The sequence below is a fragment of the Pedobacter frigiditerrae genome, from assembly GCF_004331645.1.
GTDB lineage: Bacteria > Bacteroidota > Bacteroidia > Sphingobacteriales > Sphingobacteriaceae > Pedobacter > Pedobacter frigiditerrae.
On record NZ_SJSK01000004.1, the window covers coordinates 121,317 to 134,837 of the forward strand.

Below are 13,521 nucleotides of genomic sequence, written 5' to 3' on the forward strand. Positions count from 1 at the left end.
ATATTTTATAGAGCTATTGATTTTTGATACATTCGTAGTTATAAACTAAATAACTATGATTAAAAGATTATTTATTGTCTTATTCATTTCTATCCCTCTGTTTGGAATGGCACAAGATCTCAGTAAGCACTATAAGATTTACGATGTAAAAAAACAAAAAACTATAACTGTTGATGATATAGTAACTGATTTAGCTACTGCCAACGTTTTGTTTTTTGGTGAAGAACACAATGATTCAATCGGACATTATTTAGAAGCTATGCTATTTAAAAAAATTGCTGCGGCTTATCCTGGCAAGGCTGCTTTAACCATGGAAATGTTCCATACCGATATTCAACCAGTTATAAATGAATATTTAAACGGACTTATTAGCGAGAAAAACTTTATTAAAGAAGCCAGAGCGTGGAATAATTACAAAGATTATAAGCCAATGATAGAAACGGCCAAAACCAACAAACTAGATGTAATTGGTGGTAATGGAGCTGCTAGATACAGTAATGCAGTTACCAGAGGTGGATTGGAGGTCCTAAATCAATTACCAGAAAGTTCTAAGCAGTTTATAGCCCCCTTACCAATAGATACTGCTACAGGACGATATTTAGAAAAATTCATTGAAACTTTAGGCGGTCATAGTATGGGAGGAATGAAAGTTTATCAAACTCAAAATTTCTGGGATGCTACCATGTCATGGTCAATTGCGAAATATGCAAAGGCAAATAAGGATAAAAAGATTTTTCAGGTTAACGGCCGTTTTCATAGCGACGAGAAATTAGGCACTTTAGCAAAGCTGAAAAAGTATGCACCTAAGCTTAAGTTATTAAATATTTCATCTTTCTCTGCTGAGGATTTTAATAATCCAGATTGGAAGAAATATGAAAATTTGGGAGATTATATCATTGTAACCGACCCAACTTTAAAAAGAACTTTTTAAATACCTTAAGCAAGAAAAAACCTCAAATTCATTAAAATCCTTCGACAAGCTCAGGATGACAATTCATGAATTTGAGGTTTTTGTAATTTATTAAGTTTATTTATTTTTCAATAAATCTCTTATCTCAGTTAAAAGTATTTCTTCTTTTGTTGGTGCAGGTGGAGCAGATGGAGCTACTTCTTCTTTTTTCTTAGCATTATTTACAACTTTAATAATTACAAATAAAACTAGCGCAACGATTATAAATGAGATTAATTGCGAAAGGAAATTCCCATATTTAATAGCAGTTCCTGCAATAGTCAACTTACTTAAATCTTCTAATCCGGCTGCCTTTAGCGCAGGCCCCAGAATGGCAGGCGTTATAATATCTTCTACCAATGAGCTTACTATTTTTCCAAAAGCAGCACCAATAATTACACCGACAGCTAAATCAATTACATTGCCTTTAATGGCAAACTCTTTAAATTCTTTAACAAACCCCATAAATACTTATAATTTTAGTTTAATTTTTTGATTTTGTTAGCTTAAAAGTAGTAAACTTTAAAACCAATTCAAGTTATTTTGCACAAAAAATAAGCCACTTATATTCATTTCATTATTATTATTCCTTAAATGTAAAGCAAATGTTTATTTTTGAACATTAATACCATCTTCCTTCAAATATGTTAAGACAAAATTTACAGCAAAAATTACTACAAAAGTTATCACCTCAACAAATACAATTCATTAAATTGTTGCAGGTGCCTACGGTTGCTTTAGATACACGCATTAAGGAAGAACTAGAGGATAATCCTGCATTAGAAGATCCAAGTTTAATGACTGCCGATGAGCCAGTTAGCGAATATGACGATTTAAATGAGCGTGATGATTTTGATCCCGAAGCTAAAGAAGACTCTTCAACAGATGAATTCAATGTAGAAGATTACTTACAAGACGACAATACCAACGACTACAGTACCTCATACAACAATGGAGATGATGATGAAGAGAAAAAAGAAACTCCAATTGCCATCGAAAGCACTTTTTTCGAAAGCTTACAAGAACAATTAGACCTTGTTCCTTTATCAGATACCGACTTTATTGTGGGCAAACAAATTATAGGAAGTTTAGATGATGATGGTTATTTACGCCGTCCTATTACTTCTATGATTGACGATTTGGCCTTCTCTCAAAACGTAATGGTTGAGGAAGAAGATGTTTTAGAAATGCTCAAGGTAATTCAAGGTTTTGACCCACCTGGCATTGCTGCTCGTGATTTGCAAGAATGCTTATCATTACAATTAAAACGCAAGGATGTAAACAATCCTATCATTAAAAAAGCCATTGCTATTGTAGAGCATCATTTAGATGAATTTACACGTAAGCATTACGATAAACTGGAGAAATCTGTAGGTTTAAATAACGATGAATTAAAAGATGTGGTAGCCGAAATTCTTCGTCTAAACCCGAAACCAGGAGATTCCAATCAGGTAACTACCAAACAACTTCAAATCATACCAGATTTTCACATCAGCAACAATGATGGGATTTTAATATTAACCCTGAATTCTAAAAATGCTCCTGAATTAAGGGTTAGTCGCTCTTACATGGATATGTTTGATCATTATGATAAAGCATCCCAAAAAGATAAAAAAATGAAGGAAGCTGTTCAGTTTGTTAAGCAAAAGTTAGATTCTGCAAAATGGTTTATAGATGCCATTAAACAAAGGCAGCAAACTTTACTTAAAACAATGAATGCGATCATGCATTATCAGTATGAGTATTTTTTAACAGCTGATGAACGCAAAATGCGTCCTATGATTTTAAAAGACATTGCTGATAAAATAGGAATGGACATTTCAACCGTATCTAGGGTAGCAAACTCTAAATATGTTCAAACGGAATTTGGCACATTTTTATTAAAATCTTTCTTTTCAGAGGCTATTCAGACCGAAAGTGGAGAAGAAGTTTCTAATAAAGAAGTAAAGAAAATACTGGAAGATTGTATTGGAAACGAAGATAAACGTCGCCCTTTGGCAGATGAAAAATTAACTGAAATCTTAAAAGAAAGAGGTTATAACATTGCCAGAAGAACAGTTGCTAAATATCGTGAGCAAATGAACATTCCTGTTGCAAGATTAAGGAAGGAGCTTTAGTTTCGCTTTGCGAATAATTGTACGCTTTACTGCCGTGCTGGCAGGTATTAAAATAATCTCGCCAATTTTTTAATACCTTAGTTAGTCAAACTTTACCAACTTACCACATCCTCATAGAGCTTAATACTTGATAAACGTTGTTAAGCTGTAATCCTAAAACAATTTCGTGGCTACCATAACTCACTTTGTTTAACTGTGACGTTGTGAAGTCATAGGAGTAAGTTAAATTTACCAGTTTACTCACATTCAATCCGGCCATTGCAGAATAAGAATCATTATGTCTGTAACTTCCCCCTAACCAAAACCTATCTTTAAATCCGAGTTTTAAGTTAACATCAACAGATAGTGGAGTTGGACTTACGTATTTCACCATAATTGAAGGAATGGCTGTAATACTTTCATCGATATATAATTTATAACCAGTTGTAAAAAAAGCATGGGGCACTTCTTTACCTGTTTTATAATTTGGATCGCTTGTAAAAGCCAGTTTCTGAGGTAAAATTTGTTGAACCGATGCACCAGCAAAAAAACGAGCGCCATACAACCAAACCCCTAAACTTAGATCTGGCTTAACCTGACTAACTATTGCATTATTTAATGCGGGATCATTTGGATTTTCTAATGTCAACTGATTAATATCTAATCCAATTCTCGTTACACCAGCTGCAGCACCAACAGATAAATTTAATGTCCCGGTTAGTTGAAGGTGATAGGCATAAGTTAAATTTGCATCTAACCGTGAAATAGGACCTGTTTTATCTAATACAACCGTTGCCCCCATTCCATGATGAGAGGGTGAAGCTGTATAGTTTTGACTATAATCATCTGCTCTAGGGTCTTCGCCCTTCTCTGGCATTGATAATGGATTTTTCCATAAATAATCTGGACTTAAGCTCCAATGAGCAGAAGCAAATGTAGTTTGAGGAGCGTTATCAATTCCAGACCATTGTTTCCTATATCCAGCTTTAAAATCTGTATAGTTTTCAATCCCACTCAATGCTGGGTTTAATAGAAAATTATTAAAGATATATTGAGTATACTGAGGCTTTTGCTGACCGAAGACAGAAATACTTATCAATGATAAAGCAAAAATGTAAAAAATCTTCTTCAAAACTATCTTATAATTGTTAGGTTTCCAGTAATGCTTTTTCTACCGCTATTTGGATTGATAATATAGTAATAAGTTCCGATAGGTAAAGGCTTATTATTATAATTTCCATCGAAAGGTACAGCATATCCTTTACTAAAATACACTCTTTCGCCATTTCTATTGTATATTTCTACATTAGCATTTGGGTAAGTATCTAAATATTTTACATTCCAAACATCATTTACCCCATCTCCATTAGGCGTAAAACTGTTAGGCGCATTAACACTCTGCAAAACATATACATATACATCATCTGTCATGTAACAACCCTGACTTGATGTAACTGTCAGTGTGTATTTGGTATCCTGCTCTGGATTTGCTATTGGACTTAAAACATCATCAGCACTTAATCCTATAGATGGTGTCCATTTATAGCTTAATCCATTTCCTCTTGCCGTAGCTGAGATTTGTTTTTGGCCACCTGCCAATAAATAGAAATCTGCACCAGCATCTACAGTTGGTACTGGATAAACTTCTATGGTTTGTGTTTGAGCATTGGTACAACCATTACTAGCAGTAAAAGTATAGGTAATATCATGAACTCCAATACCTGCAATTATCGGATTAAATAAGCCTGTTGTACTTACTCCTTTGCCGGTATACTCATAAGAACCCAATAAACCTCCGGTTTCTGCACCTGTAAATTGAACTACACCACCATTTAAGCAAACCGCTTCAAGTGCATCAAATTTTACCACAGGTGAAGCCAGTAAAATAACATCATGTATAATTTCATTTGAACAAGTACCTCCTGAATAAACAACCATTCTAACTTTTAAGGTTTTGGTTAATGGTGCGGTAAACTGAGGATAAATAAAATCATATAGCTTGCCTACTGTGGGATCTAAATCATCATCACCATACTTTACTCCGTCTATATACCATTGTACCTTAGTTATATTGCCAAAATCTACAGTGGATATATTTTTCAATGTAAACAACTGATTACTACATAAATTATTGGCATTTAAAGTCTCAAAATCTGCTTTTGGGAAAGAACCATTTACAGTAAAAGGTAGAGATAAAGTTTTTGCACAACCATTAACGTTGGTTATAATTAAAGTTACTGTATAGTTTCCAGGAGCATTATATTTATGCTTGCCATCTCTTTCCGTTGAAGTATTAAGTGCTCCAGAAGCGACATCTCCAAAATTCCATAAATAAGTAAGCCCTGTTGGGATCGTGCCATCATAATCTGTTGATGAATTAACAAAAACAGCTTGTGCATCTGCTAAACAAACATCAGGAATAATAAAATCGGCAATCGGTAAGGTTGTGATATTAACATCTAGCGAAAATGGTTTACTAATACAGCCTTTATCACTTTCTGCTACTAAGGTCACCGTATATTTTCCTGGAGCTGCATATTTATAATTAAATGGAGTTCCATCTCCTTGAATTGGAGCTTTACCATCGCCCATATCCCAAGTCCACTTTACAATAGTTCCGGGTGCAGCAATTGTTGATTGATTAATAAAAGAAATATCTGTATCTATACAAGAATTCTGGTTAACTACAAATAAGGAAGTTACTTTTGGATTAATTAATATATCTTCCGTAGCGACGTCAGATAAACAACCATTTTCTGCTCCAACAGAAAGTGTAACTGTAAAATTCCCACTTGCCGCATAAGTATGTTTAGGGTTTTGTTCGGTTGATGTTTTGCCATCTCCGAAATCCCAAAGCCACTTAGTGATTATTTTACCTGTAACCTGTGAGGAACTTACATCTTTAAAAGCTATTTCTTTGTCTGCACAACCTGAAGTAACTTTGGTAAATACCGCTTTTGGCAAGGGATCTACATCGAAATTAAAAATCAATTCAATCTCACTTGTTGGAAAACAAGTACCACCATTAGGTGGTATGGTTGCAGTAGCAGAAATTTGTGTTCTTCCTACAACAGCAAATGCCTTATTAACTGGGGCTGTATAAGTATATAAAGTTTGACCATTAACTGTAGACTGGACACCAATTGGCGCATTATCAATATAATCTGGTGTGCCGTCGCTAAATTTCCAAACCAGTTTTAGCAATTGATAAGGCAAGGTTAGCTTAAAATCTGCTGGCTGACCAATACAGGCAGATGCATTTTCTTCTCCTGTAGTTTTATTAAGCAACAACAAAAATTGCGTAGAAGCAAGGCTTGTTCCAGCAGAATAAGCATAAGATTCTGCATTACCAAAACCATAAGCAATAGCATTAAAACCATCATCAGCTGTTAATGTTAAACTCTCTTCAAACACTTGAATTTGGATATAGGAGTAATTTGCATCACCCGGCACTGGTTGCCAAATCCCATTATCAGGAAGATTGCCATTTAACTTAAAGGTAGATGTCTTTGCTGTTTTCATAAATATGTTTACATATTTAGTTTGAATAGCTTGGTTACTTGAAGAAAACACCGTAATATTCTTAATGTTAAATTCAGTAGGGTTCAATAAAACCATTTCAGGGTCTCCAATTATCATATTGCCTGCAATACTAGAACATGCTTGTGTTAGTGAATATTGGGCTACACTAATTAATTTATCTGCAGATACTAAAACAGCCTCAGTTAATTGTTGAGTTTCATAAAATTGTCCTTTGTTTATTTTCTGGACTAATCCATTTACATTAATATTGGTATTATCTTCTTGAGCTAAAACCCTTAAGATATACCTTCTACCTATAAAAGGTATTGCGCCATAATTTTTCCCCCAGCTATTAGTTGTATAAAGTTGTTGAAATAATGGGTCTCTAGAGCCTGTACAAGCTATGGTGAGCGAGGTACTTCCAGAAAAAGCAGCAAATCGCTTACATTGAGAGGTAAGTGGGTTTACCTCCACAAAAGTACCCGTTAGATCAGCACCCCCACCAGGTAAATATTCATAAACATCACCAGCTTTAGGCAATGAAACATTCCTTGTAGTACCATTAACCTCATGTATAACTAAATCTGTCTTATCTTCCGTTGCAACTAATACCAAAAAATTTCCACCACCACCATCTTGGGTATAATTCATAGAATAATACTTTTGACCTAGTGATTCTCTCGGTAAAATTAATGAGGCTGCAGATCGAGCCCCTGCATAAATATGCGCATATACAGCAACATTTGGTTTTCCTGCCGTCGTAACAACATGTATTCCTTTGTTAGTCAATACCGCATTACCTTCTGAAGCATTGATGTATGAATTTGCCCTCGGAACACTAAAAGTAACAATGGTATTTGCTAAAATCGGCTTAGTTTCGGTATAAGCACCGCAACTTACAGTAACTTCAGAATTAGCTTTACTCGTTACAAAAACATTCATGTTAGCCAAACTATTACCACTTGGATCATGTGTTGGAAAGGGAAGCCAAAAATCTGACCCCTCATTAGAAATATTCTGAGCCTTTGCTATCTGAAAAAAACCAGCAAAAAGTAGTACAATTATAGATGGTAATAGTTTCTTCATTTGACGAGCGACGGACAAAAAATTAACCCCCGTTTTACAATAATAATTATTATTATATTAAAGTAATGCTTTTGTTTAGGAAGAATCGACGAATTACCTAATTGCCTAGATAAAAACGAACTAAATTGCGTAAAGTGCTATGATAAAAGATTTTGCCTGGCTATAAACTCTAATTGGCTATTGGCAATCAAAAGTTTTTCTGTTAGTTCTTTATTCTCTTTTCTAAGGGTATAAATTTCCTTGGCTTTTTCTATATTGATCCTTAAATCTTCTTCCATCCAAGGCTTTTGGATATACCTATAAACTTGCCCCTTATTAATGGCATCTATAACTGCATCAATGTCTGTATATCCTGTTAAGATCATTCTTATTGGTTCTGGATGTTTTTCTAAAATAGAAGCTAAAAACTCAACCCCAGTTGTCCTTGGCATCCGCTGATCGGTGATAATGATATGAATGTCTTCCTTATCAAGTATCTTTCTCCCCTCCTCTGCAGACTCTGCTGTAAAAATTTTATATAACCTACGATAAGTTGCCGCAAAAGCACTTAGGTTATGGGGTTCGTCATCTACATATAAAATGTTTGTACTCATTTGTGCTGCCAATAAAAAGATAAAAATACTTTTTTATTATAACTCTTAAAAGACTAATTTAGTTGTTTTAACAATTAAAAGTATTTTTATTTATTATATCTCCCCATTTAAATACAAAAATGCATCATGAAACTGGCTTAAACCCTACTTTATCGCAGCTTATTTCAGAAACTTCCAGACAAAAAACAGTATATAAACCTGTATTTTTCAACCTGTTAGACACAGCCCAAAAAAGTGCATTCGAACAACTGATTTCAACTAAAAATAATTTACAAGTTTACGATCATATCTATACCCAAGTTGAAGAATTAATTAAATGTTTATACCCAACTATTGTTTTTTTACCACCTAGTGAGTTAGAAAAGGCTGTAAAGAATCATTTTGGAGAAAAATCCACTGATGATTTTGGGGTTTGGGTCTACTATCCTTGGGCAGAAAAATTAGTTCACCTTTTAGATGAGCAAGAATTTGCCATTGTTCGTACCAACAGAAATAAACATAAAATTACAGCTCAAGAACAGGCGCTCTTATCTCAAAAGAAAATTGGAGTAATGGGTTTATCCGTTGGCCAATCGGTTTCCTTAACACTAGCAATGGAACGTGGGTTTGGAGAGTTACGCATCGCGGATTTTGATGAGCTAGACCTGAGCAACATTAATAGAATTAGAACAGGGGTTTATAACCTTAAAATTCTGAAAACTGTAATTGTTGCAAGGGAAATTGCAGAAATAGACCCTTACTTAAATGTGGTTTGTTTTGATGAAGGCATAACTGACGAAAACCTTGATCGTTTTTTAACGGAAAATGGCAAAATCGATTTACTAATAGATGAATGCGATAGTTTCGACATAAAAATTAATGCCCGTAACAAAGCAAAAATATTTGGTATACCTGTTCTAATGGAAGGAAGTGATAGAGGCACTATCGATATTGAAAGGTTTGATTTAGAACCCGAAAGACCCGTTTTACACGGCATGGTTGAACATTTGGACATGAGCAAGTATAAATCGCTTACTACATTAGATGAGAGAATACCATACATTACTGCGGTAACGGGAGTTGAAACCCTATCCCCTAGAATGAAAGCCTCAGCTGTAGAAATAATGGCTACCATTTCTACTTGGCCTCAACTGGCAAGTGCGGTAACTTATGGAGGTGGTATCACTGCAGATTTATCTAGAAAAATCCTATTAGGCAACCTGAATATTTCTGGTCGTTTTTTCCTTGATTTAGATGAATTAATTGCTGATCCAGAAAAAACTACTGATCCAAAAACAACTACAAATCTAACGCCGCTTTCTCTAGAAAATATAGAAGACTTTATTAAAACCAATCGCTTGGCTTTTGACGAAAATAAGCAGCAGCTATCAGAAGACATTTTAAACGACTTGATAACTGCTGCTGGAAAAGCCCCATCAGGCGGCAACAATCAACCTTGGCGTTGGCATTATCAAAATGGCTTATTGCATTTGTTTTTAGAGCAAAGTGATGCGCAAGCTTATTTAGACCCTCAATATATTTCATCTTACATTTCAATAGGCTCTGCCATTGAAAATCTTTTATTAAAAGCAGCTCATCTAAATTTAGCTGTTAACTGGAATTTAACTCCTCAATTTGCACCAAATCATTTAGCCTGGTTTAGTTTTACCTCAAGTTATCAGCCTACTGAGCAAGAAATAACTTTAGCTAAACAAATTGATTTAAGACATACCAATCGTAAAATTACACCTAAGCAAGAAATTGATCAAATTGACTTAAACCAACTTTCAAGTCTTGTAGAACAAATTCCTAATGCCCAACTCCAATGGATCACTGATCCGGAAATGATTAAAAACATTGGCGCTATTTCTACTCAAACAGATTTACTAAGGATGTTTATTCCAGAAGCTCATGAAGACTTCATTACCAAAGAGATGCGCTGGGATTTAAACGAAGTACAAGCTAAAGAAGACGGAATAGGTATACACACCTTAGATTTGAGCAATAATGATTTAATAGGCATTCGCTTATTAAAAGATAAAAAGATGATTAGCTTTTTGCAGCAAATGAATGGCGGTAGTGGCTTTAAGAGACTAACCATGATGCAGTTCATGGCTTCATCAGCTATTGGCTTAATTACAATGCCAAAAGGCGAAATCAATTCATTTATTGAAGGTGGAAGGGCTGCGGAGAAATTATGGTTAGGCGCTACAGCATTAGAACTTCAAATTCACCCTATTAATGTTCCTTTAATATTTTTCTATAAAAACAGTGTTGAAGATAGTTTAGCTATTCCTTTGGAAAACAAGGCACAATTAACTTTGGCCGAACAAAATTTCAATCGGTTGTTTAGTCTTTCAACTGAACAACCTATCTTTATGTTCAGAATTTTTAAAGCCGCTCCGTCACCAGAAAGAACCATCCGAAAATCAATCTTTAAAACATTCTCAATTGGAAGAGCTTAAGCCACATATAGATAACCTTTACTTCAGGGCTTTTAGAGCAGTTGACGATCGTGCCTCCTGTATGAAATTTATAGAAGGCCATACCCATGTATTAGAAGTATTCGGCATCACTCAAATCACATCTGCTAAAATAGACTGGGTACTAAACCCAGATGTTTACGTTATTTTGGTAAGTGCCGAAAAAGATGGCAAGGCATTGGCTGGAGGAAGAATACATCAGGCCAATAGAAAAAATTCTTTACCCTTAGAAGATGCTGTTGGCAATATGGACGACAGGATCTATAAAATGGTTGAAGACAGAACCGATGCTGGCACAGGTGAATTTTGCGGTCTTTGGAACTCTTGGGAAATTGCGGGATTAGGTATTGGTAGTGTACATTTAAGTATAGCAAGTGTTGCTTTAGCAGGCATACTTAACTTAGATACTTTATTTAGTTTGTGCGCACCTGCCACTTATCGTAATTCTATTAGAGGTGGTTTTAGGGTAATTACGGAAATTGGTGTCAATGGTAAATTTTATTATCCAAAAGAAGATCTAACTGCCACAGCTATCTTAATTGATGATGTGCAAAATCTACCAGAAACACACGATGATATTAGAACAGCTATTATGGAATTGAGGAAAAATAACACCTTAACCCAACAACTACCGGCTAAAACAGGAGAAGTAGTTAACTTGCATTTTGATTTGAACCTAAGCAAAGAATGAAAAAATCATTAACGCTCTTCATTTTCATTATTATTTCATTCATTCACCCCAATTGGGCGCATGCACAAGAAAAAACCTCATTAAGTACTGAAGGTTTTAAGGCATACTTTTATAAAGACACCAGCAATAAAGCAACTATAAAAGACATAGTTGGTAAAGATTTTACCGCAGCAAATTCAGATATTTTAAACTTCGGTTTAGATAGATTTACGTATTGGATAAAAATGGTACCCACGGCAGAAAAGTATCATTCAAAACTTGCACTGCAAATAGACCAACCTAGATTATCATCATCTCAATTATTCTTTTACAATACCTCAATAACAGAAATACCTGAATATAACCCATTCTCCTCTACGCAAAAGAAGTTTACACAGGGAAAGATATATTTATTGCCTAAAAATTTAAGCAAAGAAAGTACGCTGTATTTAAAGCTAAATTCTAAAGAGGTATTTGTAGTTCCATTAAGCATCATTAAAGAAAATTCCTTATTAGACACTTTTACACTTAGAGGAATTGTATTTGGGTTTTACACTGGTATCATGGGTATCATGTTTGTATATAACCTATTTCTTTTCATCATAGTAAGAGATAGAAGTTATCTATACTACATTTTCTATATCCTTTCTACCTGGTTAACACAGGTAACATTACAAGGTTATTCTTCTAAATATTTCTGGGAACAGGGTAGTTTTTTAGATCATAACGCCATAATTATCTTCTCAAACTCGGCCTTATTTTTTGCAAGCTTATTTACCATTTCCTTTTTAAACACCAAAGTCTTTTCAAAAATATCCCATAAGCTATTTACCATAATTTGTTATGCTTCTTTTTTAAATGTTTTTGTATTATTCATCTTCGGAGCAGACATTGCATTTATTATCATGCAATTCATCACCCTGGTGGGAGCAATAATCGCGCTTTCAACTTCGTATGTTGTTTACTTTAAAAAACATTTTAAACCTGCTGGGTATTATTTGGTAGCTTGGTCTGTATTGTTACTGGGTGCTATCTTTTTCATCTTAAAAGATTACAGTATCATTCCATACAACAACTTCACTATTTATCTGCTACAAATTACTTCTGCATTAGAAGTGATGTTGCTTTCATTTGCATTGGCCGATAAAATTAACTTCTTCAAGAAGGAAAATGAAGTAGCACAAGCACAAGCCTTAAATGCTTCATTAGAAAACCAAAAGTTAATCAGGGAACAAAACATTGTACTTGAGAAAAAAGTACATGAAAGAACTGAAGAATTGCAAAGCGCAAACTCTACACTTAATATCACCTTAACAAATTTAAAGGAAACACAATCTCAATTAGTAGATGCAGAGAAAATGGCTGCTCTTGGTCAATTAACAGCCGGAATTGCTCATGAAATTAACAACCCTATTAATTTTGTAACCTCTAACATTAAACCCTTAGAATTAGACATCAATGATTTAAAAGATATTATCACTAAATACGAAGAAATTGATTTTGATGGTGACGTAAAGGCTCAAGTAGAAGAGATAGAAGCTTTTAAGAAACAAATAGACCTTGGCTTTGTTAATACTGAAATCGTTTCATTACTCTCTGGAATTAGTGAAGGCGCTAAGCGAACTGCTGAGATTATTAGAAGTTTAAGAAACTTTAGTCGGCTTGATGAAAGCGATATGAAACCTGTCGATTTAAACGAGGGTTTGCAGTCTACCTTGGTTTTGGTTAGAAACAATATGCCTGATAATTTAACCGTTATTAATGAATTGGGCAACTTGCCTAAAGTAGAGTGTCAGCCAGGTAAAATAAATCAAGTATTCATGAACTTGGTTTCAAATGCAATTCAGGCTATAAAAAGTAAAAAGGTACCCGGTGATGAAGAATTTTTAACCATTAAAAGTTGGTATGAAGAACAGCAGGTAAAAATTAGCATTAAAGACACTGGTATTGGAATGAGCGAAGAAACAAAACATCGAATTTTTGAACCATTTTTTACCACTAAAGATATTGGAGAAGGTACGGGCCTTGGTCTTTCTATTGTGTTCAGTATCATAGAGAAACACAAAGGTCATATAGATGTTATATCTAAACTTGGTGTTGGAACAGAATTTATTATTACCTTGAATGTAAATCCAGAATAAGC

9 protein-coding genes are annotated in these 13,521 nt (G+C 34.4%); 5 read left to right on the forward strand and 4 right to left on the reverse strand.

Annotated elements, in window-relative coordinates; genetic code table 11:
- Positions 1 to 55: 55 nt before the first annotated feature.
- The gene (locus EZ428_RS15670) at positions 56 to 931 is read left to right on the forward strand and encodes a ChaN family lipoprotein (protein ID WP_131554131.1); all 876 of its coding nucleotides are present in this window, start codon (positions 56 to 58) and stop codon (positions 929 to 931) included.
- Positions 932 to 1,027: 96 nt separating this feature from the next.
- On the opposite strand, the gene mscL is transcribed toward EZ428_RS15670, so the two are convergent.
- A complete protein-coding gene (gene mscL, locus EZ428_RS15675; protein ID WP_131554132.1) occupies positions 1,028 to 1,414 on the reverse strand; it encodes a large-conductance mechanosensitive channel protein MscL in 387 nt (128 codons plus the stop codon).
- Positions 1,415 to 1,593: 179 nt separating this feature from the next.
- Between mscL and rpoN the strand changes: the two genes are divergently transcribed.
- Positions 1,594 to 3,066 carry an RNA polymerase factor sigma-54 gene (gene rpoN / locus EZ428_RS15680; protein ID WP_131554133.1) on the forward strand — a complete coding sequence of 491 codons (1,473 nt, stop codon included), beginning with the start codon at positions 1,594 to 1,596 and terminating at the stop codon, positions 3,064 to 3,066.
- 100 nt (positions 3,067 to 3,166) lie between these two features.
- Here the strand turns inward: rpoN and EZ428_RS15685 are convergent, their stop codons facing one another.
- The 3 genes from EZ428_RS15685 to EZ428_RS15695 all read right to left on the reverse strand — a co-directional run bounded on the left by EZ428_RS15685 (position 3,167) and on the right by EZ428_RS15695 (position 8,246).
- Positions 3,167 to 4,177 carry a PorP/SprF family type IX secretion system membrane protein gene (locus EZ428_RS15685; RefSeq protein WP_131554134.1) on the reverse strand — a complete coding sequence of 337 codons (1,011 nt, stop codon included), beginning with the start codon at positions 4,175 to 4,177 and terminating at the stop codon, positions 3,167 to 3,169.
- 2 nt (positions 4,178 to 4,179) lie between these two features.
- Positions 4,180 to 7,653 (reverse strand): PKD domain-containing protein, encoded by a 3,474-nt coding sequence (locus EZ428_RS15690; protein ID WP_131554135.1) that lies wholly within the window; start codon positions 7,651 to 7,653, stop codon positions 4,180 to 4,182.
- Between the two features lie 137 nt (positions 7,654 to 7,790).
- On the reverse strand, positions 7,791 to 8,246 hold the full coding sequence (locus EZ428_RS15695) for a response regulator (RefSeq protein ID WP_131554136.1): 456 nt from the start codon (positions 8,244 to 8,246) through the stop codon (positions 7,791 to 7,793).
- Positions 8,247 to 8,365: 119 nt separating this feature from the next.
- Here EZ428_RS15695 and EZ428_RS15700 point away from each other — a divergent pair, with 119 nt between their 5' ends.
- From EZ428_RS15700 to EZ428_RS15710, 3 genes are read left to right on the forward strand one after another with little or no spacing between them, the layout of a single operon-like run.
- On the forward strand, positions 8,366 to 10,690 hold the full coding sequence (locus tag EZ428_RS15700) for an Rv1355c family protein (protein WP_131554137.1): 2,325 nt from the start codon (positions 8,366 to 8,368) through the stop codon (positions 10,688 to 10,690).
- Positions 10,677 to 11,399 carry a hypothetical protein gene (locus tag EZ428_RS15705; protein WP_131554138.1) on the forward strand — a complete coding sequence of 241 codons (723 nt, stop codon included), beginning with the start codon at positions 10,677 to 10,679 and terminating at the stop codon, positions 11,397 to 11,399. The genes EZ428_RS15700 and EZ428_RS15705 overlap by 14 nt, the downstream gene beginning before the upstream one ends.
- On the forward strand, positions 11,396 to 13,519 hold the full coding sequence (locus EZ428_RS15710) for a sensor histidine kinase (protein WP_131554139.1): 2,124 nt from the start codon (positions 11,396 to 11,398) through the stop codon (positions 13,517 to 13,519). The genes EZ428_RS15705 and EZ428_RS15710 overlap by 4 nt, the downstream gene beginning before the upstream one ends.
- Positions 13,520 to 13,521: the final 2 nt, after the last annotated feature.

Excerpts from the sequence above, each read along its gene's own strand:
- EZ428_RS15670 (WP_131554131.1), top strand. The coding sequence starts at position 56 with ATGATTAAAAGATTATTTATTGTCTTATTCATTTCTATCCCTCTGTTT.
- mscL (WP_131554132.1), bottom strand. The coding sequence starts at position 1,414 with ATGGGGTTTGTTAAAGAATTTAAAGAGTTTGCCATTAAAGGCAATGTA.
- rpoN (WP_131554133.1), top strand. The coding sequence starts at position 1,594 with ATGTTAAGACAAAATTTACAGCAAAAATTACTACAAAAGTTATCACCT.
- EZ428_RS15690 (WP_131554135.1), bottom strand. The coding sequence starts at position 7,653 with ATGAAGAAACTATTACCATCTATAATTGTACTACTTTTTGCTGGTTTT.
- EZ428_RS15695 (WP_131554136.1), bottom strand. The coding sequence starts at position 8,246 with ATGAGTACAAACATTTTATATGTAGATGACGAACCCCATAACCTAAGT.
- EZ428_RS15700 (WP_131554137.1), top strand. The coding sequence starts at position 8,366 with ATGCATCATGAAACTGGCTTAAACCCTACTTTATCGCAGCTTATTTCA.
- EZ428_RS15710 (WP_131554139.1), top strand. The coding sequence starts at position 11,396 with ATGAAAAAATCATTAACGCTCTTCATTTTCATTATTATTTCATTCATT.